The 24,300-nt window shown below is 67.4% G+C and carries 23 protein-coding genes, 1 tRNA gene and 1 pseudogene; 17 read left to right on the top strand and 8 right to left on the bottom strand.

The window, feature by feature from the left end; genetic code table 11:
- Positions 1-222 precede the first annotated feature (222 nt).
- Positions 223-1,695, bottom strand: a pseudogene (hrpB, locus tag ABIC65_RS19300) (ATP-dependent helicase HrpB); the annotation flags it as partial.
- A gap of 60 nt (positions 1,696-1,755) precedes the next feature.
- Between hrpB and ABIC65_RS19305 the strand changes: the two are divergent.
- Entirely contained in the window at positions 1,756-1,974 is a 219-nt protein-coding gene (locus ABIC65_RS19305) for a hypothetical protein (RefSeq protein WP_354310886.1), read from the top strand.
- A gap of 22 nt (positions 1,975-1,996) precedes the next feature.
- Here the strand turns inward: ABIC65_RS19305 and ABIC65_RS19310 are convergent, their stop codons facing one another.
- Positions 1,997-3,010, bottom strand: a complete 1,014-nt coding sequence (locus ABIC65_RS19310) for a polyprenyl synthetase family protein (protein WP_354310887.1) — start codon at positions 3,008-3,010, stop codon at positions 1,997-1,999.
- An 82-nt stretch (positions 3,011-3,092) separates the two neighbouring features.
- On the opposite strand from ABIC65_RS19310, the gene ABIC65_RS19315 reads away from it, so the two are divergent.
- The 4 genes from ABIC65_RS19315 (at position 3,093) to ABIC65_RS19330 (ending at position 7,514) form a co-directional block, all read left to right on the top strand.
- The gene (locus ABIC65_RS19315; RefSeq protein ID WP_354310888.1) at positions 3,093-3,401 is read left to right on the top strand and encodes a chorismate mutase; all 309 of its coding nucleotides are present in this window, start codon (positions 3,093-3,095) and stop codon (positions 3,399-3,401) included.
- A gap of 37 nt (positions 3,402-3,438) precedes the next feature.
- A complete protein-coding gene (locus ABIC65_RS19320; protein WP_354310889.1) occupies positions 3,439-4,554 on the top strand; it encodes a glycosidase in 1,116 nt (371 codons plus the stop codon).
- Between the two features lie 160 nt (positions 4,555-4,714).
- On the top strand, positions 4,715-6,394 hold the full coding sequence (locus ABIC65_RS19325; RefSeq protein ID WP_354310890.1) for an alpha-amylase family glycosyl hydrolase: 1,680 nt from the start codon (positions 4,715-4,717) through the stop codon (positions 6,392-6,394).
- Between the two features lie 112 nt (positions 6,395-6,506).
- The gene (locus ABIC65_RS19330; protein WP_354310891.1) at positions 6,507-7,514 is read left to right on the top strand and encodes a glycosyltransferase family 4 protein; all 1,008 of its coding nucleotides are present in this window, start codon (positions 6,507-6,509) and stop codon (positions 7,512-7,514) included.
- A gap of 2 nt (positions 7,515-7,516) precedes the next feature.
- Here ABIC65_RS19330 and ABIC65_RS19335 read toward each other — a convergent pair whose 3' ends face one another.
- From ABIC65_RS19335 to ABIC65_RS19345, 3 genes are all read right to left on the bottom strand, one after another.
- A complete protein-coding gene (locus ABIC65_RS19335) occupies positions 7,517-10,111 on the bottom strand; it encodes a PAS domain-containing protein (protein WP_354310892.1) in 2,595 nt (864 codons plus the stop codon).
- The gene (locus ABIC65_RS19340) at positions 10,108-11,817 is read right to left on the bottom strand and encodes a histidine kinase famiy protein (protein WP_354310893.1); all 1,710 of its coding nucleotides are present in this window, start codon (positions 11,815-11,817) and stop codon (positions 10,108-10,110) included. The genes ABIC65_RS19335 and ABIC65_RS19340 overlap by 4 nt, the downstream gene beginning before the upstream one ends.
- Positions 11,818-11,907: 90 nt before the next feature.
- Positions 11,908-12,585 (bottom strand): HAD family hydrolase, encoded by a 678-nt coding sequence (locus ABIC65_RS19345; protein WP_354310894.1) that lies wholly within the window; start codon positions 12,583-12,585, stop codon positions 11,908-11,910.
- Positions 12,586-12,646: 61 nt separating this feature from the next.
- On the opposite strand from ABIC65_RS19345, the gene ABIC65_RS19350 reads away from it, so the two are divergent.
- Genes ABIC65_RS19350 through ABIC65_RS19365 form a run of 4 tightly spaced genes read left to right on the top strand, consistent with a single transcriptional unit; the run spans position 12,647 to position 16,141 of the window.
- A complete protein-coding gene (locus ABIC65_RS19350) occupies positions 12,647-13,756 on the top strand; it encodes an ABC transporter permease (RefSeq protein WP_354310895.1) in 1,110 nt (369 codons plus the stop codon).
- Positions 13,753-14,574, top strand: a complete 822-nt coding sequence (locus ABIC65_RS19355; RefSeq protein WP_354310896.1) for an ABC transporter ATP-binding protein — start codon at positions 13,753-13,755, stop codon at positions 14,572-14,574. Before ABIC65_RS19350 ends, ABIC65_RS19355 begins: the two co-directional genes overlap by 4 nt.
- On the top strand, positions 14,574-15,539 hold the full coding sequence (locus ABIC65_RS19360; protein ID WP_354310897.1) for an MlaD family protein: 966 nt from the start codon (positions 14,574-14,576) through the stop codon (positions 15,537-15,539). Before ABIC65_RS19355 ends, ABIC65_RS19360 begins: the two co-directional genes overlap by 1 nt.
- Positions 15,540-15,547: 8 nt before the next feature.
- Positions 15,548-16,141: an ABC-type transport auxiliary lipoprotein family protein gene (locus ABIC65_RS19365; RefSeq protein WP_354310898.1), complete on the top strand. Its 594-nt coding sequence runs from the start codon at positions 15,548-15,550 to the stop codon at positions 16,139-16,141.
- 4 nt (positions 16,142-16,145) lie between these two features.
- Here ABIC65_RS19365 and ABIC65_RS19370 read toward each other — a convergent pair whose 3' ends face one another.
- Positions 16,146-17,033, bottom strand: coding sequence for a peptidylprolyl isomerase (locus ABIC65_RS19370; protein ID WP_354310899.1), 888 nt, complete (start codon positions 17,031-17,033; stop codon positions 16,146-16,148).
- A 78-nt stretch (positions 17,034-17,111) separates the two neighbouring features.
- On the opposite strand from ABIC65_RS19370, the gene ABIC65_RS19375 reads away from it, so the two are divergent.
- From ABIC65_RS19375 to ABIC65_RS19390, 4 genes are all read left to right on the top strand, one after another.
- Positions 17,112-17,202: transfer RNA gene (locus tag ABIC65_RS19375), tRNA-Ser, on the top strand.
- Positions 17,203-17,361: 159 nt separating this feature from the next.
- The gene (locus ABIC65_RS19380; RefSeq protein WP_354310900.1) at positions 17,362-17,940 is read left to right on the top strand and encodes a tyrosine-type recombinase/integrase; all 579 of its coding nucleotides are present in this window, start codon (positions 17,362-17,364) and stop codon (positions 17,938-17,940) included.
- Between the two features lie 42 nt (positions 17,941-17,982).
- Complete coding sequence (locus ABIC65_RS19385; RefSeq protein WP_354310901.1) at positions 17,983-18,429, top strand: tyrosine-type recombinase/integrase; 447 nt, start codon at positions 17,983-17,985, stop codon at positions 18,427-18,429.
- Positions 18,430-18,683: 254 nt separating this feature from the next.
- Positions 18,684-19,748, top strand: coding sequence for a M23 family metallopeptidase (locus tag ABIC65_RS19390; RefSeq protein WP_354310902.1), 1,065 nt, complete (start codon positions 18,684-18,686; stop codon positions 19,746-19,748).
- A gap of 51 nt (positions 19,749-19,799) precedes the next feature.
- On the opposite strand, the gene ABIC65_RS19395 is transcribed toward ABIC65_RS19390, so the two are convergent.
- Entirely contained in the window at positions 19,800-20,180 is a 381-nt protein-coding gene (locus ABIC65_RS19395) for a VOC family protein (protein ID WP_354310903.1), read from the bottom strand.
- Between the two features lie 194 nt (positions 20,181-20,374).
- Entirely contained in the window at positions 20,375-21,088 is a 714-nt protein-coding gene (locus tag ABIC65_RS19400; protein WP_354310905.1) for a hypothetical protein, read from the bottom strand.
- A gap of 147 nt (positions 21,089-21,235) precedes the next feature.
- On the opposite strand from ABIC65_RS19400, the gene ABIC65_RS19405 reads away from it, so the two are divergent.
- From ABIC65_RS19405 to ABIC65_RS19420, 4 genes are all read left to right on the top strand, one after another.
- Positions 21,236-22,012, top strand: coding sequence for an SDR family NAD(P)-dependent oxidoreductase (locus ABIC65_RS19405; protein WP_354310907.1), 777 nt, complete (start codon positions 21,236-21,238; stop codon positions 22,010-22,012).
- 1 nt (position 22,013) lies between these two features.
- Positions 22,014-22,445 carry a hypothetical protein gene (locus tag ABIC65_RS19410; protein ID WP_354310908.1) on the top strand — a complete coding sequence of 144 codons (432 nt, stop codon included), beginning with the start codon at positions 22,014-22,016 and terminating at the stop codon, positions 22,443-22,445.
- 6 nt (positions 22,446-22,451) lie between these two features.
- Positions 22,452-22,919 carry a hypothetical protein gene (locus ABIC65_RS19415; protein WP_354310910.1) on the top strand — a complete coding sequence of 156 codons (468 nt, stop codon included), beginning with the start codon at positions 22,452-22,454 and terminating at the stop codon, positions 22,917-22,919.
- A 260-nt stretch (positions 22,920-23,179) separates the two neighbouring features.
- Positions 23,180-24,295, top strand: a complete 1,116-nt coding sequence (locus ABIC65_RS19420) for a collagen-binding domain-containing protein (RefSeq protein WP_354310911.1) — start codon at positions 23,180-23,182, stop codon at positions 24,293-24,295.
- Positions 24,296-24,300 lie beyond the last annotated feature (5 nt).

The following is a 24,300-nucleotide window of genomic DNA, read 5'->3' on the forward strand; positions in this document are numbered from 1 at the left end:
CATTCAATCCTCCCCGGCACGGGGAGGGGGACCATCGGCGCCAGCCGATGGTGGAGGGGGGTTGCCACAGGCGGCGTCCCTCGTGGAGGCCCCCCCCCCCCCCCCCCCCGCGGCGGGGGGGGCCCCCCCCCCCCCCCGGGGGGGGGGGGGGGGGGGGGGGGGGGCCCCCCCGGCATCCGCGACCGACTCGAGTGTGGAGAGCGGGGGCCCACCCCCTAGCCCCCTCCCGCTTGCGGGAGGGGGAATCAGCCGGCTCCAGCGTTCGGCCAGGCGCCGCCCATTCTCCGCCCGCTGGCCGCGCTCGCCCTTCCAGCGACGCAGGCGCAGTTCGAGATCGGCGTCATTGCCCCCCAGCCCGCGCTCGCCGAGCAGCACCGCCACCTCCGCCGCGGTCCGCGCCATGCCGCGTTCGCTCGCGCGCACCAGCATGTGCCCCAGCCTCGGCGGCAGCGGTAGGCGGGCGATCGCCTTGCCATGCTCGGTAGGCCGCCCGTCGCCGTCGATCGCCTCCAGCGCCCCCAGCCGCGCCCGCGCCTCGGCGATGGCGGCCTCGGGCGGCGGATCGAGCCAGGCGAGCTGGCTGGGATCGGTCACCCCCCACAGCGCGCAATCGAGCATCAGCGCCGACAGGTCGGCCTCGAGGATCTCGGGCGGATCGAAGCGCGGCAGCCCCGCCGTCGCCGCCTCTTCCCACAAGCGGTAGGCGCTCCCCGGCCCCTGCCGCGCCGCACGCCCTGCCCGCTGCGTCACCGCCGCCTGGCTGGCGCGCTCGGTGACCAGCCGCGTCATCCCCGCCGCGCGATCGTAGCGCGGCCGCCGGGCCAGCCCCGAGTCGACCACCACGCGGATGCCGTCGAGCGTCAGCGAGGTCTCGGCGATCGAGGTCGCCAGCACGATCTTGCGCCGCCCCTCCGGATCGGGCGCGATCGCGGCGCGCTGGGCGGCGGGCTCCAGGCTGCCGTGCAGCCGGTGGAGCACCGCGCCGCCGATGTCACCGAGCCGCTCGGCGGTTCGCTCGATCTCCGCAACGCCGGGCAGGAAGGCGAGGATGCCCCCTTCCTCCTCGCGCAGCGCCAGCCGCACCGCTGCCGCCACTGAATCCTCGATCCTCGCCTCCGCCGCGCGCCCGAGATGGCGCAGCGTCAGCGGAAAGCTGCGCCCTTCGCTCTCCACCACCGGCGCATCGCCCATCAGTCCCGAGAAGCGGCTGCCGTCGAGCGTCGCCGACATCGCGACCAGCCGCAGATCCGGCCGCAGCGCGCCCTGCGCATCGAGCGCCAGCGCCAGGCCGAAATCGCTGTCGAGGCTGCGCTCATGCACCTCGTCGAACAGCACCGCGGAGACGCCCGCCAGCTCGGGATCCGCCTGGATGCGATTGACGAAGATGCCCTCGGTGACCACCGTCACCCGCGTCGCCGCCGAGCGCTTCGTATCCATCCGCGTGGCATAGCCGAAGGTCTTGCCGACGCCCTCCCCCGCCAGCGCCGCCATCCGCTCCGCCGCCGCGCGCGCCGCGAGCCGGCGCGGGGAGAGAAGCAGGATCTTGCCGGTGCACCAGGCCTCGCCGAGCAGCGCCGGTGCCACCGCCGTGGTCTTGCCAGCGCCGGGCGGCGCCACCAGCACCGCGTTGCTCGCCTCCCGCAACGCTTCGAGCAGCGCCGGCAAAACAGCGTGGATCGGCAGGGAGGGAGTCATGCGGCTGCAACCATTCGGGACAAGCGTGGTTAGGCGGACTCACCGCCAGAGGAGCGCGACATGGCACGAATCCTTTCCCAGTTCACCATTACCCCGGACAGCGACGGCGATTACACGCTGCATCTGGAAGACGAGGACGGCGAGACCATCGAGATGACGGCGAGCTACGAGCAGCTCGACCTGATCGTCGAGAGCATCGAAGAGGTGCTCGACATGGACGAGGAAGACGCGCTCGAGGTCGATGAGGACGACGGCGCGGAAAAGTCGACCGAAGAGTAACCCGAAATCCGGTCGGCGCGCGTCAGTAGGCGCGCGCCACCGCGAATTCCACGGCCTCGACCATCGCGTCCTTCGCCTCGCAGGCGCGGAAGCCGCCCAGCGCGTCGATCGCGCGCTGGCCATAGTGGCGGGCACGGGCGAGCGTGTCGTCCACTGCACGGCAGCTCTGCACCAGCCGGATCGCCTCGGCGAAATCCTCGTCCGCGATACGGCGGCCCGAAATCGCTTCCTTCCAGAAGCCGCGCTCCGCCTCGTTGCCGCGCGCATAGGCGAGGATCACTGGCAGGGTCATCTTGCCTTCGCGGAAATCGTCGCCGGCATCCTTGCCCATGGTCGACGCATCGGAGACGTAATCAATCGCGTCGTCGACCAGCTGGAAGGCGATGCCGAGGTTGCGGCCATAGGCGTCGAGCGCGAGCTCCTCCGCCTCGGGACGCTCGGCCACCACGCCCGCCACGCGGCAAGCGGCGGCGAACAGCGCCGCGGTCTTGGCGCCGATGATGTCGAGATAGCGATCCTCGGACAGGTCGATCCGGCGCACCGCGGTGAGCTGGTTGACTTCACCCTCGGCGATCACCGCGCTGGCGTTCGACAGGATGTGGAGCGCCTTCAGGCTCTCCGCCTCGACCATCAGCTCGAACGAGCGGCTGAACAGGAAGTCGCCGACCAGCACGCTGGCGGGGTTGCCCCAGATGATGTTGGCGGTGCGGCGGCCGCGGCGCAGGTCCGAGCTGTCGACCACGTCGTCATGGAGCAGCGTCGCGGTGTGGATGAATTCCACCGCGGCCGCCAGCTTGTGGTGCCGCGTGCCCGAATAGCCGAGCAGCCGGGCGCTCGCGAGCGTCAGCATCGGCCGCATCCGCTTGCCGCCGCCGGCGATCAGATGGCCGGCGAGTTCGGGGATCAGCGGGATCTCGGACTGCATGCGATCGAGGATCACCGCGTTGACCAGGTTCATGTCCTGGGCGACCAGCGCCATGATCGGATCGAGCGAAGGCTGGGTTCGCGAGCCCAGGCGGTGGACGGTTGCGCTCATATGCATCGAGCCTCTGGCCTTTGTGCATTGCAAAGGCAAGAGGTGCTTGCATGGCCGTGCCGCAGCGGCAAAAGAGATTGCCATGACCGACGCGACGCTGACCCGCTTTCGCCAGAGCATCGACAATATCGATGCGGCGCTCGTCTTCATGCTCGCCGAGCGGTTCAAGGTGACCCAGGCGGTGGGACGCTACAAGGCCGAGTCCGGGCTGCCGCCCGCCGACCCCGGCCGCGAGGAAGCGCAGATCGCCCGGCTGCGCGCGCTGGCACAGGACGCCGATCTCGACCCCGAATTTTCCGAGAAATTCCTGCGCTTCATCATCGACGAGGTGATCCGGCACCATCGCCAGGCGCAAGAAGCCGGAACCGCGCCCGGAACCGCCGGGGCCTGACTCCGTTGCTGGGCGTGAAACCCATGGGGGCAAGCGCTTGAGCGACGATTATCTGATCTTCCGGCCCGACGATGTCGACCTGGCCCGCTCGCCGCTGCGCGAGGGGGTGGACGAGGCGACCTACGTTCTGGGCGCCTTCAACCCCGGCTTCGCGCGGCTGCCGAGCGGCAATCTGCTGCTGATGGTGCGCGTGGCTGAGGCGCTGCGCGATGCGGTGGTCGACGGCCATGCGCGGGCGATTCGCTGGACGCCCTCGGGCTATGTGCTCGATCGCCACCCGGTGGCGGGGCTCGACATGGCCGACCCGCGCCAGTTCGCGCTCAAGGACCGCAACCCCCGGCTGCTCGGGCTGACCTCGCTGTCCTGGCTTTTGCCGGTGGAGCTCGACGCCGATGCCCGCACGGTGGTGGCGGTGCATTACGACAAGGCGATCGCGCCCTCGGCCTCCTACATGGACTATGGCGTCGAGGATGCGCGGATCACGCGGATCGACGGCACCTATTGGATGACGGTGTGCGGCGTCTCCGCCGAACGGCACTGCACCGCGATGTATCGCTCGACCGATGGGCTCGAGTGGCAGCTGCTGGGCGTCGTGCTCGACCACCAGAACAAGGACATGCTGCTGTTCGAGGGGCGGATCGGCGGCTTCTTCCACGCGCTGACCCGGCCGCTGGGCGAGGTGTATTTAGCCTATCCGGACGATTCCCCCTGGCTGGGTGGCCCCTCGATCAACCTCGCCCGCTCGCCCGACGGGCTGCACTGGAAGCCCCTCGACCAGCCGGGGATCCGTGCGCGCAAGCGATCGACCTCGAACCAGCGGATCGGCGGCGGCAGCCAGCCGGTGCTCACCGATGCGGGCTGGCTGCTGATCTACCACGGGGTGGAGAAGCGCGACGCCGTCGGCATCTATCGCAGCTTCTGGGCACTGCTCGACCGCGACGATCCCAGCGTGCTCCTGCGGCAGGAAGACACCGTGCCGCTGCTGGAGGCCAATCCGGCGCTGACCGCGGATATCGCGCACCAGCTCTATCTCCCGACGCCGGTGGTGTTCACCACCGGGCTGGTCGATGCGGGGGATCGCTACATCGTCGCGAGCGGCGAGGCGGATCTGGCCTGCCGGATCACGCATATTCCCAAAGAGCGATTCCGGTGACGTGCGCCCTAGATCCTCCCCGGAATGGGGAGGGGGACCATGCGCAGCATGGTGGAGGGGGGCTTCCGCACCGGATGCCCTTGCCGTGCTCCCCCTCCACCACGCGGCTGCACCGCGCGGTCCCCCTCCCCGTTCCGGGGAGGATCCAAGGATGACATCCATGACCGAACCGCTGTGGTGGCAAAAGGGCGTGATCTACCAGGTCTATCCGCGCTCCTTCGCCGATTCGAACGGCGACGGCATCGGCGATCTGGCCGGAGTCACAGCCCGGCTCGACTATTTCGTCGATCTCGGCGTCGACGCGGTGTGGCTATCGCCGATCTTCCCCTCGCCGATGGCCGATTTCGGCTATGACGTGGCGGACTATTGCGGGATCGATCCGCGCTTCGGCACGCTCGCCGACTTCGATACGCTCCGCGACGCGGCGCACACGCGCGGGCTGAAGCTGCTGCTCGATTTCGTCCCCAACCACAGCTCGAGCGAACATCCCTGGTTCCTCGAAAGCCGGTCCTCGCGCACCAGCCCCAAGCGCGACTGGTATATCTGGCGCGACCCCGCGCCCGATGGTGGGCCGCCCAACAACTGGCAGAGCTATTTCGGCGGCAGCGCCTGGGAATGGGACGACGCCACCGGCCAATATTATCTTCACCAGTTCCTGAAAGAGCAGCCCGAGCTCAACTGGCGCAACCCCGATCTACGCGCGGCGATGCTGGACGCCATGCGCTTCTGGTTCGATCGCGGCGTCGACGGCTTCCGCATCGACGTGCTGTGGCTGGCGATCAAGCATCCGGATTTTCCCGACAACCCCGCCAATCCGGACTGGCGCGAGGGCATGCAGGACATCGAGCGGCTGCTGCCGACCCATTCCGCCGACCAGCCCGAGATGGTGGAGATCATCGCCGCGATGCGCGACATGGCGGAGGAGTATCCCGAGCGCGTTCTGATCGGCGAGATCTACCTGCCGATCCCCCGCCTCGTCGCCTATTATGGCGCGGGCGGGAACGGCGTGCACCTGCCCTTCAACTTCCATCTGCTCGATGCGCGGTGGGACGCCGCGGCGCTGGCCACGCTGATCGCGGAGTATGAAGGCGCGCTGCCGGCCGATGGCTGGCCCAACTGGGTGCTCGGCAACCATGACAAGCCGCGGGTCGCGTCGCGGGTGGGACCCGAACAGGCGGCGGTGGCGATGATGCTCCTGCTCACCCTGCGCGGCACGCCGACGCTGTATCAGGGCGATGAGCTCGGCATGTCCAATGTCGCCATCCCGCCCGACCGGGTGCGCGACCCACAGGCGCTGCGCGAGCCCGACACCGCCTTCAACCGCGACGAAGTCCGTACGCCGATGCCCTGGGATGCAAGCGCGCATGCCGGGTTCAGCAGCGTCGAGCCGTGGCTGCCGCTCAATCCCGATTGGGCGACACGCAACGTGATGGCGCAGCGTGACGCGCCGGACTCGATGCTGGCCTTCACCCGCGCGCTGCTCCAGCTACGGCGGGCGCATCCGGCGCTGTCGGTGGGGAGCTGGCATGCGGTGTCGAGCGACGGCGCGGTGCTGGCGTACGAGCGCCGGCATGGCGACGCGCGCGTGCTGGTGGCACTGAACCTGTCGAATGCGCCGCAGACGCTGGCGTTGCCGGAGTGGGCCGGGACGCTCACGCCTGCGCTCACTACGCCCACCACCCGTCATCCCCGCGGAGGCGGGGATCCATTTGCCAGTGCGGCCGGGGATGGCGCCGAAGCGTTCCAACCAATGGATTCCCGCCTTCGCGGGGATGACGGCGGGATTGTGGATGGCGCTGTCCTCTACCTCGCCCCCAACCAAGGCATCCTGCTCGCATGATCACCCTCCCCGTGCCCCTGCGAAAGCAGGGGCCTAGAGCCCCGAGCGATTCGCTCTCCTACCCTGGGCCCCTGCTTTCGCAGGGGCACGAGCGGAAAAGGGGCACCCTCGCATGAAGATCGCCATGCTCGCGCCGATCGCCTGGCGCACCCCGCCGCGGCATTACGGCCCATGGGAGCTGGTGACGAGCCTGCTCACGGAGGCGCTGGTCGCCAAGGGCGTCGACGTCACGCTGTTCGCCACGCAGGATTCGGTCACCACCGCCCGCCTCGCCGGAGTGGTGCCGCGTGGCTACGAGGAAGACCCGGCGATCGACGCGAAGGTGTGGGAATATGCCCACCAGTCGCACCTCTTCGCCCGGGCGGGCGAATTCGACCTGATCCACAACCAGGCAGATTTCCCCGCCCACGCCTATGCGCCGCTGATCGACACCCCGATGGTGACGACGATCCACGGCTTCTCCTCCGAGCGCATCCTGCCGATGTACAAGCCGTTCGAGGAGCGCGTGCACTATGTCGCGATCTCGGATGCCGATCGGCACCCGGCGCTGCGCTATGCCGCGACGATCCACCACGGCATCCCGCTCGACGAATTCGCCTTCGATGCGCAGGGCAGCGACGACCTGCTGTTCTTCGGCCGCATGCACCCGGACAAGGGCGCGGCCGAAGCGATCGCCGTCGCCCAGGCGACCGGCCGCCGGCTCGACCTCTACGGCATCGTTCAGGACCAGGGCTATTTCGAGCGCGAGGTGCAGCCGCATCTCGATGACCGTATCGTCTATCACGGCCCCGTCGGCGGCGAGGAACGCATCCGCGCGCTCGGCAATGCCCGCGCCCTGCTCCACCTGATCAACTTCGACGAACCCTTCGGCCTGTCGGTGATCGAGGCAATGGCCTGCGGCACGCCCGTCATTGCGGTCCGCCGCGGCTCGATGCCAGAGCTGATCGATGACGGCGCGACCGGAATCCTCGTCGGTTCGGCCGACGAGGGAGTGGAGGCGGTCGAGCGCGTTGCCTCGATCGACCGCGCCGCCTGCCGCCGCGCGATCGAGGCGCGCTTCTCGGTGGAGGCGATGGCGGACGCCTATATCGCGCTCTACCGCCGCATCCTCGGGCGGTAAAGTCAGCGCACGCCGAGCAGGGTCAGCGCGCGGGCGAGATCGGCCTGGCGGAAGGGTTTGGGGAGATGCGCGAAGTCGCGCCCCAGCCCTTCGACATCGGCATAGCCCGAGACGATCAGCGTCGGCAGCTTGCCTAGCCGCGCCTGCACTTCGCGCGCCAGCTCGGTGCCGGTCATTCCCGGCATCAGATGATCGGTGACAAGCAGGTCCGGCGCCAGTCCCTTGTCGAGCATCGCCAGCGCCGCCTCGGCGGAGTCCGCCAGCTGCACCTGATAGCCGAGCGCGCGCAGCATCTCGGCGGCAGTGCCGCGCACCATATCCTCGTCGTCGACCAGCAGCACCGTGCCGGCGCCGTCATGCGGCTCGTGGCGCTGCGGGGCTTCGTGGACGGCAAGCGCCTCGGCGCTGACCGGCAGCCATAGCTCGACCTCGGTGCCTTCGCCGAGGCGGCTCGACAGCCCCATCGTGCCGCCCAGCTGGCTCGCCAGGCCGTGCACCATCGACAGGCCCAGCCCGGTGCCGCGGCCGACGCCCTTAGTCGAGAAGAAGGGCTCGATCGCGCGGGCGAGCGTGCCTGCGTCCATCCCCGATCCGGTGTCGCGCACCGCCAGCCGCACATAACGCCCCTCGGCGAGCGGCGTCGGCGCGTCGCCCGCGTCGCCCAGCCCCAGCCGCACTTCGAGCGCGCCACCCTCGGGCATCGCGTCGCGCGCATTCACCGCGAGGTTGAGCAGCGCCATTTCGAGCTGGTTGGCATCGGCACGAGCGGGCGGCAGCGCCTCGGGCTTGGTGACCGACAGCGCGATCTTGGGGCCCAGCGTGCTGGCGAGCAGCGGCACCATGCCCTCGACCAGCGCCGCCATGTCCACCGGCGCGGGCTGGAGCGGCTGGCGCCGGGCGAAGGCGAGCAGCCGCTGTACTAGCGTGCTCGCCCGCTCGGCCGACCGCATCGCGCCGTCGAGCAGCCGATGGAGCACCGGATCGTCGCCGCGCTTGCGCAGGATCAGGTCGAGGCTGCCAATGATCGGGGTCAGCAGGTTGTTGAAGTCGTGCGCGACGCCGCCGGTCAGCTGGCCCATCGCCTCCATCTTCTGGCTCTGGCGCAGCGCCGCCTCGGTCTCGTGGAGCGCGGCGGTGCGTTCCTCGACGCGGCGTTCGAGCGTCTCGTTGGCAGCGCGGACGTCGGCGAGCAGCCCGGCATTGTCGATCGCCACCGCGGCCTGGGCGGCGAGGCTGCGCGCCAGTTCCTCATGCCGCGCGGTGAAGCGGCCGGGCAGCGGGTGGCCGAACAGCAGCCCGCCCAGCACCGAACGGTCCCGCGAGACCACCGGCACCGCGAGATAGCTGGTGATCACGGGATGGCCCGGCGGCATGCCGTGATGCGGCGCGTTGCGGCCATAATCGGCCTCGCGGGTCACGTCGTCGGAGCGCATCACCACATTGTGGAAGATCGGCTTGAAAATGGCGGTCGCGCGCGGTCGGCCCAGCGATTCGAAGCGCGCGCGATCCTCGCCGGAGAGGGTGAACAGGTGCAGCCGCTCGCCGCTCTCGTCCATGACGTTGTGGAAGAAAGCGCCGACGCTCGCGCCGGTGAGTTCCACCCCGGCATCGGTGAGCATCTGCACCAGCCGTTCGAGATCATGCTCGGCCGACAGCGCCGCGCCGACGCGGTTGAGCGTCTCCAGCGCGGCCTGGGCGCGGCGTTCCTCGCTGACGTCCTCGCACGAGATCGCGATCTGGTGGACCTTGCCCTCCCAGTCGTAGATCGGCACCCAATTCTGCCGCCAGGTGGAGGTGCCGTCGGGCCGCCCGCGCGTCGGGCCGGTGATCTCGATGCCGAGCAGCGGCTCGCCGCCCAGCACCCGGAGCAGCGCGGCCACCACCTGGTCGCTCAGTTCGGGGACGATCTCGCTGACATGGCGGCCGATATGCGCGGCGACGGGAAGGCCGTTCCATTCGGCGAGCTGGCGGTTGATCCGCAGGTAGCGCAGATCGGTATCGAGCACCGCGAGCCCCACCGGCGAGTTGTCGTACATCACCGCGAGTTCGTCGGCCTGTTCGCGGGCGAGCCCCTCGCTCGCCCGCAGCGCCGCCTCGCTGTCGCGCAGCCGACGATCGGCCTTCACCCGCTCGGTCGTCTCGGAGACGACCGACATCACCCCGCCGACCGATCCGTCTTCGTCGCGCACCGGCGACATCGAGATGTCGAAATAGACGATTTCGCCGAAGCCATAGCGCTCGGTGTAAAAGCGGCGGTCGCGCGCCGAGAGCGTCTTGCCGGTCGTTCGCACATAGTCGAGCATCGGCCCCAGCTCGTCCCAGGTCTCGGCCCAATAGGGCTGGGCGGCGCTGCCCAGGGCGCCCGGATGCTTGTTGCCGATCGTCTGGGCATAAGCGGGGTTGTAGAGCGCGACATAGTCCGGCCCCCAGAAGATCGCGATCTGCGCGTGCGACGGCAGCACCAGCGCCAGCGCGTCGCGCAGGCTGCGCGGCCAGCTATCGGGCGGGCCGAGCGGCGAATCGCTCCAGCCCCGCGCTGCGATCAGACGATCGAGCGGTGTCGCGCCGGGGGCATCCAGGCCCGCCGGCGGGTTCATCCCTCGGCGGGCACGATCGGATTGATGTCGCGGCGGGGACCGGGCGTGCGCCGGTCGAGCGCGGCGCGGATGCGGTCGGCCAGCTGTTCGCGGCGATACGGCTTGCCGATCACGTCGAGGTTGGAGCCGCGCGGAATGTCGGCGACCAGATCCTCGTTATAGCCGGTGGTCATCAGCACCGGCGTTTCCGGATGGGTCTTGCGGAACTGTTCGACCAGCTCGAGCCCGCTCATGCCGCCGGGCATGACGATATCGGTGAACAGCAGGTCGATCGTCTCGGTCTTGAGCCGCTCCAGCGCCTCCTCGCCGCTCGCCGCGAGCACGACGCGGTAGCCGAGCGCGGCGATCTGCTCCTGCGCCAGGGCGCGGACATCGTCGCTGTCCTCGACCAGCAGGATCGTCTCGCTGCCGCCGGTCGCGCCCTGGCCGCTCGCCTGTTTCGGCGCCGGCGCAGCGGGCGCGGATCCGGTCATGGCATTGGCAACCGGGAACAACATGCGGATCTCGGTCCCCTCGCCGGGCGTGCTGTCGATCTCCAGCCGCCCCAGCGATTGCTGGACGAAACCATGGACCATCGCAAGGCCCAGACCGGTGCCGCGCTCAGCACCCTTGGTGGTGAAGAAGGGCTCGATCGCGCGGCGGCGGACATTGTCGGGCATGCCGGTGCCCTCGTCGCGGACGGTGAGGACGACATATTCGCCCTCGGGCAGCTGGTGCATCGGCGCGTCGCCGTTGAGCTTCCACAGCCGTGTCGCGATGGTGACGGTGCCGCCCTTGGGCATGGCGTCGCGCGCGTTGAGCAGCACGTTGAGGATCGCCATCTCCAGATGGGTGGGATCGATCTGCACCGCCGGCAGCCGCCGTTCGAGCGTCGTCACCAGCCGGATCTGCGCGCCGACGGTGTTGTCGAGCAGATCGCCGAAATCATGGATCAGCTGGTTCATGTCGACGGTCTTGGGCTCGAGCCGCGTCTTGCGCGCGAAGGCGAGCAGCTGGCGGGTGAGCTTCGATCCGCGATCGGCGGCGCGTGCGGCGTTGTTGAGCAGTCGCTGGTGCCGGTCGTCCTCGACCTGGCTGGCGACGATGTCGATATTGCCCGACACGACCTGGAGCAGATTGTTGAAATCGTGCGCGAGACCGGCGGTGAGCTGGCCGATCGCCTCCATCTTCTGCGCCTGGCGGAAGGATTGTTCGGATTCGCGGCGCCGCGTCACGTCGAGCTGGCTGGCGAAGAAATAGAGCAGCTCGCCATCGGGCCCGAGCACCGGCGCGATGAACACCGCGTTCCAGAACGAGCTGCCGTCGCGGCGATAGTTGATCAGTTCCAGCGCGATCGCTTCCTTAGCGTCGATCGCGGCGCGCAGCTCGGCCACCGCGTCGCGATCGGTCTCGACGCCCTGGAGGAAACGGCAGTTGCGACCGAGGATTTCGTGCTCCTCATAACCGGTGAGGTCGAGGAACGCCTTGTTGGCGAAGACGATCGGATTGTCCGGCTGGTTCGGATCGGTGAGCGTCATCGGCATGCGCGTCATCTGCAGCGCCGCGAAGAATACCGTGCTGCGATCACCGAGGCCGGGCGTGCCGATGACCGCGCGCTTCCAATGGTGCGTCGGATGGTTGCCCGTCGGGCTGTAGGAGGTCGAGTCGTTTAGGTCGCCGGCCGATTCTCCGGTCGCGGCGGGCTTATGCTCGTCGTCGTTCTGCACGCGTCTGGCTTCCTCGTGATCACAGCAACCCGCCAGACAAATGCGCGAAACGCCGTTTCGGTTGCGAACCTTTTGGAAGCATACGGAATTTCAGGGGCGCCGCCAGTCCAGTTGCGACCAGCCGCGCGCTTGGGCAAGCTGCGCCAGGGGGCCATGCGCATTGACCGCGAACGCCTCGTCCGCCCAGCCGAGCAGCGGTGCATCCGAGACATGGTCGGAATAGGCGCGGACGTAACAGTTAGCTCGGTGGAGACCCTCTGCCGCCAACCAATTTTCGATCATGTGGAGCTTTACGGGCCCGTAACAGTTCTCGCCCTCGAGTTCGGAGAGAATATGCCCTTGCCCGTCCCGCTTCGCATTGGTGGCGATCACGTCGTCGAAGCCCAGCCTCTTGCCGATCGCCTCGGCATAGTAGCGGTGCGAGGCGGTTGCCATCACCAGCCGGTAGCCGGCGGCGCGATCGGCTTCGATCTGCGCGCGGGCACCTTGCAGTACGCCCTTCTGCAGCTCCAGATCGGCGAACGCCTCGGCCACCGCGGTCATCTCGGCGGGCGGCAGCGCCCGGCCGAGCAGCAGCCGGTGCGACAGGCGCTTGAGCCCGGCGCGATCGATCCGGCGCGCGAGATAGGCGAGGCCGGCCAGCCCCACCACCGGGAACAGCCCCAGCCGCCACGGCGCGCGGGTCCGCGCGACGTGCAGCAGGAACCGCGTCCAGGTCGGTTTCGCGGTGATGGTCTTGTCCATGTCGTAGATGGCGAGGCGTTGCATTGCGCTCTCTAGCCACGGAGGAACTTGCCGTTCCAGCCAGAATCGCGGAAAGGGGGTTTCGATGAGGGCACCCGCCGACTTTGAACGGTCCGAGGACAACGGTGAGGCGGTGCTCCGCTTCTCCGGCAATCTTTCGCTTGCCTGCCTGGGCGACCTGCCCGCGCGGCTGGAAACGGTGGAGGGCGGCGTCGCCCGCCTCGACCTCAGCGACGTCGGCCGGATGGATACGGTCGGCGCCTGGGTGGTCCACCGCTTCGCCCGCGATCGCGGCGCCAAGATCGAGGGGCTGAACGCCGACGAGCAGCATCTGCTCGACCAGGTGATCGCCGCCGAACATCCCATCCAGCTGCCGCCGCCGCCGCAAGGGTCGGTCACCCGCGCGCTCGACGAGATCGGCAAGGCGGTGATCAACTCGGGCCGGACGCTCTACGGCCTGCTCGGCTTCATGGGCGCGACGGTGCTCGCCTTCTGGCACGTCATCACCCATCCGCGCCGCTTCCGCTTCAACGCGACGGTGCAGCGCTTCGAGGTGGTCGGCGTCGGCGCGCTCGGCATCATCGGGCTAATGAGCTTCCTGATCGGCATCGTCATCGCCCAGCAGGGATCGGTGCAGCTGCGCCAGTTCGGCGCCGAGATCTACACGATCAACCTGCTCGGACGGCTGACGCTGCGCGAGCTCGGCATCCTGATGACCGCGATCATGATCGCCGGCCGTTCGGGATCGGCCTTCGCCGCGCAGATCGGCACGATGAAGCTCACCGAAGAGATCGACGCGATGCGCACGATCGGCGTCTCGCCGATGGAGGCGCTGGTGCTGCCGCGCGTCTTCGCGGTGGTGTTCATGCTGCCGCTGCTCGGTTTCTACGCCTCGATCATCTCGATCCTCGGCGGCGGGCTGCTCTGCTGGGTGGACCTCGGCATCACGCCGGTCACCTTCATCCAGCGCATCCGCGAAGTGGTGCCGCTCACCGATCTGTGGGTCGGGCTGGTCAAGGCGCCGGTGTTCGGCGCGATCATCGCCATGGCCGGCTGCTTCCACGGCATGCAGGTGGAAGGCGATGCCGAGCAGGTCGGCCAGCGCACCACCACCGCGGTGGTCCAGGCGATCTTCCTGGTGATCGTGCTCGACGCCTTCTTCGCGGTGTTCTTCACCAATGTGGGCTGGACATGACCGACGCTGCACGCGACGACGACCGCGAAATCATCATCCGCGTCCGCGGCCTGCGCAACGGCTTCGGCGAGCAGATCGTCCATGACGGCCTCGACCTCGATGTGCGCCGGGGCGAGATCCTCGGCGTGGTCGGCGGTTCGGGCACCGGCAAGTCGGTGCTGATGCGCTCGATCATCGGCCTGCAGACCCCGATGGACGGCACGGTGGAGGTGTTCGGCGAGAACACGATCGGCCGCGAGGAAACCGACGCGATCGACATCCGCAAGCGCTGGGGCATCCTGTTCCAGGGCGGCGCGCTGTTCTCGACGCTCACCGTGTCCGAAAACGTCCAGGTGCCGCTCAAGGAATATTATCCGGGGCTCGACCAGGCGCTGCTCGAGGAAATCGCCGCCTACAAGGTGGTGATGACCGGCCTGCCCGCCGAGGCCGGTCCCAAATATCCGGCCGAGCTTTCGGGCGGCATGAAGAAGCGCGCAGGCCTGGCCCGCGCGCTGGCGCTCGATCCGGAGCTGCTGTTCCTCGACGAGCCGACCGCCGGGCTCGATCCGATCGGCGCGGCGGCGTTCGACGAGCTGACCGCGTCGCTCCAGAAGACGCTGGGGCTCACCGTGTTCCTGATCACCCATGATCTGGATACACTCTATGCGATCTGCGACCGCGTCGCGGTGCTGGCGGACAAGCGGGTGATCGCGGTGGGCACGATTCCGGAACTGCTGGCGTTGGACCATCCGTGGATCCAGGAATATTTCAACGGACCGCGCGGCCGCGCTGCGGTCGCGGGCCCGAACCGGCGCGTGCATGAGGATAAGAGGGGCTGATGGAAACGCGTTCCAATCATGTGCTGGTCGGCGCGGTGGTGCTGATCCTGCTCGCCGTGCTGTGCCTGTTCATCGTCTGGCTGTCGCGGCTGGGCGGCGGCGACGAGCGGCAGTACGACATCTTCTTCAAACAGTCGGTCGACGGCCTCAGCCGCGGTTCGTCGGTGAGCTTCTCGGGCGTGCCCGCCGGCACGGTGAAGGACATCCAGTTCTGGCGTCCGGACCCCAGCCTTGTGCGCGTGCGCATCAGCGTGCAGCCCGACGTGCCGATCCTCGAGGGCACCAACGCGACGATCCAGGGCAGCTTTACCGGCCCCAGCACCGTGCAGCTGGACGGCGCGGTGAAGGGCCAGCCGCCGATCGAATGCCCCAAGGACAATCCGCGCGCGACCTGCCCGCTGGGCGTGCCGGTGATCCCGACCAAGGCCGGCGGCCTCGGCGCGCTGCTCAGCTCGGCGCCGAAGCTGCTCGAGCGGCTGACCACGCTCACCGAGCGCGTCTCCGACCTGCTCGACGAGAAGAACCAGGCCTCGATCTCGGGCATCCTCGCCAACACCAACCGGCTGACCAAGTCGCTCGCCGATCGCGGGCCGGAGATCGCCGCGACGCTGGCCGAAACCCGCATCGCGATCCAGCAGGCCGGCGCCGCTGCGCAGCAGATCGGCCAGCTCGCCGCCACGACCGACGGCCTGGTGACGAGCGACATCAAGCCGACCATCGCCAATCTCAACGCCACCATCACCTCGGCGCGCAAGAGCGTCGAGACATTGGATGCGACGATCAGTGATGCCCGGCCGGGGATCCAGGCCTTCTCCAACAAGACCATGCCCGAGGTCGGCCAACTCGTGCAGGATCTGCGCGAGATGTCGATCGCGCTCACCAATGTCGCGCACAAGCTCGATCAGGGCGGAGCCTCCAGCCTGATCGGCGCGCCCGCGCTGCCCACCTACAAGCCGAAGAAGTGAGGTTCCGGATGAACAAGTCCGCCATCGCCGCGCTGCTCGCCGCCGCATCGCTTTCCGGCTGCATCTCCTTCGCCGCCAAGCCGCCCGCCTCGCTGCTCACGTTGCAGCCGGCGGCGGTGCTGCCGGCGGGCGAGGTCCAGCAGTCGGGCACGGTCAAGGCCGTGTCGATCGGCCCGGTCAACGCGCCGCAGGAACTGGCGACGACGCGGGTGCCGGTCCATTCGGGCCCCGGCGGCACCACGATCGCCTATGTGAAGGATGCGCAGTGGGTCGAAGGGCCCGCCAGCCTGTTCGGCCGCCTGCTCGCCGATACCATCGCCGCGCGGACCGGGCGCATCGTGCTCAGCCGCCGCCAGTCGCTGAGCACGCCCAGCGCCAGCCTGGGCGGCGACGTGCGCAGCTTCGGCGTCGATGCAACCAAGATGGAAGCCGTGGTGGTGTTCGACGCGTCGCTCGGCCGCGAGGGCACCCAGGCGTTCGAGCGTCGCCGCTTCGAGGCGCACGTGCCGATCACCGCCGTGACCACCGCCGCCATCGGCCCGGCACTCAACCAGGCCGCCAACCAGGTCGCCGCCGAAGTCTCCGACTGGGTCGGCAAGTAAGCGATCAGGGCCGGCGGCGAATGGCTGCCGGCAGGTCGCAGACGTTGAGCCCCGTCGCCACCGTCGGCGGGGCAGGGTTCTCGCGGAGCGCCAGCATTGCCGCGTAGCGCGGATTGTCGGTCGCGCGGACCTGGAAGTGGGGCCGCTCGTCGGGCGGCAGTTGGCTGGCGAGCCGCACCCAGGCGATGCCGGTACGCTCGGCTGCGGTCGCATAGACGCCCATCGCCGCGTCGCTGCGCGGCAGCGCCGAGAGATATTGCATCCCCTCGATGATGCGCCCGACCACCGTGTAATTGCGGTCTAGCCGCCGCGCCGACTGGCCGATCGGGGTGAACAGCTCCGATCCGGTGCCGGTATCGGGCAGCTGGTCGCGCGCAACGCCGACCATGCCGTAGCAATGGGTGAGCCATGCCGCCTTGCCGTCGCTGGCGATCGGCCAGCCGTCGGCGGTGACGCCGGTCGCGGTCGCATAGGAATCAGGGTTGGAGAGCCGCTGGGCGGGGGTGAAAGCACCGATCTCGAACTCGGCGGGCGGGCGGGTGATCAGCTCGGACGGCAGCGGCTTCTTCTCGGTCGGATCGCCCCATTGCGCGACCCAGTTCTCCTGCACGCGGTAGACGCTCTCGCCGTCCCACCAGCGCGCCGCGGCGAGCTTGCGGATATTGGCGACGTGCGCGGGCGCGAACCGCGCGGCGAGGCGGATCGCGACCTGCTTGCCGCTGGCCAGCTGGATCAGCAGGATCTCGTCGTCGGGAATGTCGTGCCAGTCTTCGGGGGCAGGTTCGGCCGCCGAGGCGGCGGGACGCGGCGGCGCTGCGGTCTGCGGGGCATTCTGGGCGGCGAGCGGCGCGGCGGCGAGGGTCGCGGCGAGGACGAGCAGGGTTTTTGCCATGGTGGGAGCTTGGCACGCCAACGCACGCTTGCCTAGCCGCCCAAGGAACGGTAGGGCCGCGCCTTCCAGGTATCCTGCGGAGCGGTGGCCGAGTGGTCGAAGGCGCTCGCCTGGAAAGTGAGTATACGCCAAAAGCGTATCGAGGGTTCGAATCCCTCCCGCTCCGCCACCTGCGCCCTTTTTGGGGCTCCCCACCCCCCCTAAAACTGCTAAAAATCCGCAGAAATCAGCGGTTTTTTCGTTCCGCTGCGTTTCACTCGATCCGACACGATCTCACGCGAAGTGTGGGGAAAAGTGTGGGGAAGAATGAGGTGGAGGTGGAGGTGGCATGGGAAAGCTCACTGCGCTCAAGATCCGGTCACTGCCCGAACCCGGTCGCTATTCCGACGGGGATGGCCTGTTTCTCGAAATCAATGGCAAGGGAGCAGCCCGCTGGATCCTCCGGGTCCAGAATAATGGGAAGCGCCAGGATATCGGGCTGGGCTCCTCGAAGGTCGTTTCTATCAAAGAGGCCCGGGAAGCCGCTTTCGCTACTCGCCAGAAGATCGCGCAGGGCATCGACCCTGTCGCTGAACGGAAGCAGCAGCGGCAGGTCATTCCGACGTTCCGACGAGTTGCCGAAATGGTCCATGAGGAACACGAGAAGGCTTGGAAGAATGGCAAGCATCAGAACCAGTGGATCGCGACGCTGAAGACTTACGCCTTCCCCAAGATGGGTGACCGATTGGTCAGCGAAATCGAAGGGCCGCTGATCCGGGATGTGCTGGCGCCGATCTGGCTTTCGAAGCCGGAAACTGCGCGCCGCGTCCGGCAGCGCATCGGCACGGTTCTCGACTGGTCGTATGCACGCGGGTTTCGCGCAACCGAAGCGCCGATGCGTTCGCTGTCCAAGGGGCTGCCTCGCTAGCCCAAGAAAGACAACCATTTCGCGGCTCTTCCTTATGCCTCGGTGCCGGATTTCATTGAGAAAGTGGGCGCACGTGAATCGGTGGGCCGCGTCGCGTTGGAGGCGCTGATCCTCACAGCGGCGCGATCAGGCGAAATTCGGGGAGCAACCTGGTCGGAACTCGACCTGAAAGCAGCGTTGTGGACGGTCCCGGCCGAACGGATGAAAATGGGGCGAGTACACGTTGTGCCTCTCGCCCCCCAAGCGGTGGCCGTGTTCGAGCGCGCCAAGAAGTTCAAGGCTGGGGCTAGCGACTTGGTGTTCCCCGGTCAGACCGTGAAGAAGCCGCTCTCGGACATGACACTCCTCAAGATCCTACGGGACATGGATCTCGCGGTGACCGTGCACGGGTTCCGCTCGGCTTTTTGCGATTGGGTGGCGGAGCAGACGGACTATTCGGGCGAGATCGCAGAAGCGCCGCTTGCCCACACGGTCTCGAACAAGGTCTAGGCCGCCTACCGCCGGACAGACTTCCTCGACAAGCGAAGGCTGCTCATGCGCGACTGGGCTGCATTTTGCGCGAAGGCGCGTGATCGAACGATCAGCGAGCAGGTGGAAGCGGGGGAGTCTGAACGAAATTGAAGTTGAACCTCCCATGTGTGCTATTTGAACAATACACATGCGGGAGGTCTCGTTTGCGCTCTTCACTCGCGTTCTGGCTTGCTTGCCTGACAGCCGCTACGACGCTTGGCGGCCCGTCGGCAATGTCGCAGCGAACCGTTTTGGAAGGCGCTGCTCCATGGCCCATCCAAGTCAGCGCGATGGTACCTCACGCTCCCAGCGCTTTTCCGTCCGAAGGCGCGCAACACCTGTTCTACGAGGTGCACCTGACAAATTTCTCGGGGTCGCCTATCCCATTGCGACGTCTCGACGTGATCAATGGCGACGCCCCGGCGGCAGCGCCGCTTGCCAGCTTTTCTGCGGAGGCACTGGCGGCGCTCACGCGCACGGTTGGTCACGAAGATCGCGCGGCGCTGATGCCGATTCCCGCGGGGGGCACCCAGATCGTCTTCGTCGAGGTCAAGATTCGGGAAGGGCAGGCGGTGCCCCGGCATCTCGTCCACCGTATTTCGATCGGCGACGGCACGATCGTCATGGCAGCGATCCCGGTGCGTCGTGCCGTGAAGCTACTCGGGCGGCCAGTCGCGGGGGGCGATTGGATCGCAGCGGACGGCCCGGGCAGCGACCCTGACAACCATCATCGTCGCGGCCTCTTCATCAGCAACGGATCGCTGACCGACTCGCGACGCCTCGCGATCGACTGGAAGGTGATCAGGAACGGCCAATCCTATAGCGGCGACGCGCACGCCGCCGCCTCCTACTTTGCCTATGGTCGACCGCTGCTTGCGGTGGGCGACGCCAAGGTGGTGCGCGCCGAGGACGGCCATCCCGACAATCCTGCCGGGCACGGCGCGGACTTCCACCCTGCCGAGCCGATCACGATCGACAATGTGGGTGGCAATCTGATCGTGCTCGATCTGGGAGATGGGCAATATGCCCATTATTTCCATCTGAAGACCGGCAGCTTCCGGGTCCGGGTGGGCGATCACGTGCGAAAGGGACAGGTGATCGGCGCGATCGGCGCATCCGGGGATGCTCGCGAGCCACATGTCCATCTGGAGGTCACCGACGCGCGCGAAACCTTGGCGGGCGAAGGGCTGCCCTATGTCATCGACCACTACAGCGTGATGGATCCAAAGACGGGCGTACGTAGCCCTCGAAGCGGCCAGCTACCGCTGGACGGCATGATCATCGACTTCGGCACGTAGCAGCAGGCGGTTTCGCTACTTCCCACCAGGCGGCAGCCTCGCCAGGCAGGATCAGGCAAGGCGTTCGCCAACATCGATCCGGTTTCCATCGGGGTCGGCGAAGACGAAGGCGCGCTGGCCATATGCCTTGTCTGCCAACCGCTTGATGATCCGCACCCCCGCCGCTTCGCACAATGCATACAGAGCCGCGGCATCGCTGACGAACATGTGCATCACGTTGACCGTCGAGGGTTTGTGATCGGGCTTCCGGCTGAGATGGATCTCGGCAGCATCTTTCTTCAGCACCATGAAGCCGACGGGATCTCCGTTCTCGAACACCTTGGTGAAGCCAAGCACGCGCACGTAGAAGTCGTGTGCGACCTTGAGGTCCCGTACGCAGATTCCGGGGGCGGTACGGCCGAAGGTGATGTGGGTTGCAGCGGACGGCGACATGCTTTTCTTCCTCGTCGGGCAGCGGCGGCGGTGCGCTTGCCGGTTCAGGAGCGGTGTCCGAACGATGCGCCTGCGGGCAACCGAAGGATCTGTCAATCGTGGCACGGCGGCCGCACGCCAGTAAGCAGCAGGATATACGCGGTCTGGTATGCCGCGCTTCCACATGCGGCGGCTACTGACCCTTTTCGCCCCCTTCAAATGCCCGCTGATCCGCGGACCTTCACCTCGCTGAAATGCGCTTCCGTCCCCGGACCGACCCAGAGTGCCACGGCGCCCTTCACTCCGGCCCCGTGCTTGAGATCGTCGACGATCAGGGTCGGCTGTTCTGCGCCATCGACATAGAGACGGGCATGGGTTCCCGCCACGACGATACGCACCCGCGTCCACCGACCCGGCTCGAGATCGACATAGGTCTCGTACTTGCCAGGGGTTTCGGCGCGCAGTCGCTCCCACGGATAGCCGGGGTGCGAGATGTACTGGACGGCATGGTTGCGGCGCAGCTGGTCGTCGGCCCTGCCGTTGGTCGGGCGCAGATAGATGGCTTCCAGCCTGGCTCCGTCCTGCACACGGAAGGCCAGCCCGACGAACCCTCGCGCCGTGGCACTTGCCGCGGCCATGGGGGCGCCGCTGATCCAGGCTTCGAGGACGCCGTCGCCAAAGGCCGGCGTGTCCAGCATCACCAGTCGGTCAGGACCCGAGACATCCTCCAAGGCGATGGCCCGCAGAGCGGCGCGGCCTTTATAGGCCGTTTGCACCGCCTCGACGCCCATCGCGCGGATCGTGCCATGCTCCAGGCCTGTCCGCCCGGAGGCCCGTCGCGCGGCAAACGCAGGCACGGGAGCAGCGGATGCCACCGTCATCGCGGCGCCCCCGAGCAAGGCCCGACGGCTCAGCAGATTGTCGTACATCGCGGCCTCTTCCTCATGACATATTGCAGCCTGCATTCCTAGCGCGTGGCGGCACGAACCCCAAGCATGGGGCGGTGCAAGCCGCGTGCATTCGCCGCGTGAACCTCTGGACTCTATCCTCGTTGACGCATCTGATCGGAGGGTCACATGCAGGTACTTGAAGGCCGCGTCGCGCTGGTAACGGGTGGAGAGTCGGGCATCGGCGCTGCGTGCGCGACAGCGCTGGCGGCGGCACGTGCGGATGTCGCCATCTTGTACCACCAGGACGCAGTGGCGGCGGAAGGCGTTTGCGACACGGTGCGGACCGCGGGTCGGCGCGTGATCGCCTTTCAGGCCAATGTGGGAAACGAGGATCAGGTAGCTGGCGTCTTTGCCAGCGTCGAGGAAGAGCTCGGCCTGGTTGACCTTCTCGTGAACTCTGCAGGCGTGAACATGCAGTACGTCGCGGTCGTCGACATGGATCTAGACCATTGGCGCCAAACTATCAGCACCGATCTGACCGGCGCCTTCCTCACCTCTCGGGCATTGGTACGCGGGTTGCGCGACGCTGGGCAACCGGGCCGCATCGTCAATATCAGCTCCATTCATTCCACTGCCGTGCGGGAGGGCGGTGCGGACTATTGCGCCGCCAAGGCGGGGCTCGACAATCTCACCAGAACAATGGCGATCGAATGTGCGCCGCTCGGCATCGGCGTGAATGCGATCGCGCCCGGCATGATCCTGACGCCGATGAACGCAAAGGCCAAGCGCGATCCGTCGTATCGCGCCGAGGCCGAGAAGCACATCCCCTGGGGGCGTGCCGGCCGCCCTGACGAAGTTGCCGATCTCGCTGTCTACCTGTGCTCCAGGCAAGCCCAGTATTTCACGGGTGCGATCGTCACCATCGACGGCGGACTGGTCCTCGAACAAGCCTTGGGGGCCTGAGATGGCGCAGCTCGACTTCAACGTGGAAAAGATCGAACCCGTAGTCCTGCACGGACCCGATGCGGTGACGCAGCGGGACCTGATGAGCCCCTATGTCTGGAAGATTCGCGGACAGCACCCCTATGCGATGATGGTCCGCGCGGTGCCGAAGATGGACGAGGAAGGCAACACCGGTACGATCTGGTACGCCACCAGCAAGGATGGCCTGACCTACACCGCCACCGAAACGCCAGCGCTCGTCCCGGGCCCGGCCGCCGAGGATGCCGGCGGTTGCGAGGACCCCACGGTCGTCGCGCTGCCGGATGGCAGCTATGTGGTCTATTATACGGGCGTAGACGCGCCGCATGCGCATGGCGAGCTGCTCTATGCCACCGGGCCGAGCATGAATCGGCTGGACAAGCGTGGGGTAGCCATGGGCTCCACCCCGTCGTAGGGGAATGTGAAGGAGGCGACCGTCGATCGTACCGAGCAAGGCGGATGGCGGCTGTTCTACGAATATGCCGCGCACGATGCCTCGCTGATCGGCCTCGCCACTGCGCCGGGCGTCGAAGGCCCCTGGCATCATGACCGACAGCCGTTCGTACCCCGCAGCGATGCAGGGGACGACTTCCATCTTTCCACCGGCCCGCTGCTCACCGACGACAAGGCACAGCCGGTAATGTTCTACAATGGCGCGACCCAGGATGCTCGCTGGCGGATCGGATGGATCGCGTTCGATTCGGAATATACGCGCATCACGGACCGCTGCGTCGAACCGCTGATTGCGCCGCCCCCATCGCCAAATAGGATGGATACAGACATCGCCTTCGCCGCGTCGGTGGTTCTGCAGGACGGGCGAATCTGGCTCTATTTCTCGCGCGCCGACCGCGCATTGTTCCGCGCTACCATCCGTCGCTTCTCAAGCTGAATCCTCGCGCTTGCCGCCAAACTGCTTCAGTGGATTCAGGTAGCCATCGCACCGGTCGACTAGCGACAGCCGACGAACGGCAATCTCGCTGGATCGCAACCACGTCCTCAAGCGCAGTGTACCGCGCGTCTCATCGCGGGACCTAAGCGCGCGTAATATCGGGTACTTCTTCCTCGCAGGCTCCTCTACCGGCAGGTCGTCAATAAGCGCGACCGGCTCCCATAACAGACCCGTCGGCTTTCGTCCCAGGAGGGGGTATAATGCGCCTGCTGTCCGTCGCCGCCATTGCGGCTCTTCTCGTCGCGTCTCCCGCTCTGGCGATGCCGGATCCGGCCGCGGGCCTTCAGGCGATGCGCGAGTTGAACCTAGTGGTGTTCGACACCCTCACCACCAACGGGCAGGAAGTGGAAGGGCGGACGTTCGTCGGCCAACTCGCGGCTGCGAACTTCACCAATTTCGGGATCGGAAACGCGTCCCAGGGCGCGGCAACGTCGTCCTTCGACGTGCTGAGCGTCGTCGGGAATACGAGCGGCTCCTTCCGCCTCAAAGCTGGCTATCAGAACGGTGCCAACGGAATCGTCGGGACGACCGCACGCGTCGGCGGCAATGTCCGGTCGATCGACTTCAACACCGCCGGGGGCGTAAATGGGGCACTGCTCGCCGGCGGTAACCTCACCGGCACGTTCAACATCAACAACAATGTCGTTCGGTATGGCGGAACGGCCGTGAGCGGCCTGAACGGCGCCGTGAAGGACAGCAGCCTCGCCGCGGGTGGCGCGAACGATGTCGCCGCCGGGCTGCAGACCCAGATGCTTGCGCTTCAGGCGAACCTGACGGCCTTGTCGAGCCAGCTGGCGACCTTGCCCTCGCTCGCCACGATCACGTCGGCCGGACATGCGCTCGACTATTCGGGCGCGCAGAACGGCTTCGCCGTCTTCACGATGACGGAGGCGGCATTCGAGGACCAGAACGCCAATTTCGACCTGCTGTTCAACGGCATGCCGGGCGGCATGACCACGATCATCAACGTCCTGGGGACGAACCTGGTGGAGCAGGGCAACGTCAACAGCAAGCTGCTCAACCAATCCGTGATCTGGAATTTCAACCAGGCCGAAAGCCTGTCCCTGAAGGGCTTTCACGGCAGCATCCTGGCGCCCAACGCGAACGTCTCGAACAGCAGCGCCCTGGAAGGGTCCATCGTGGCGCGGAACTTCACACTGAATGGCGAGATCCATCTCGGAACCTATAACGGCACCAGCAGCTTTTCGCCGCCGTCCGGTGTTCCGGAACCGGCCAGCTGGGCGATGTTCCTGCTCGGCTTCGGCACGTTCGGTGCGATCCTTCGCCGCCGCCGGGCAGCGCTTGTTGCCGCATGAAGTGT

This window comes from Sphingomonas trueperi, from assembly GCF_040545665.1.
Lineage (GTDB): Bacteria > Pseudomonadota > Alphaproteobacteria > Sphingomonadales > Sphingomonadaceae > Sphingomonas > Sphingomonas trueperi_B.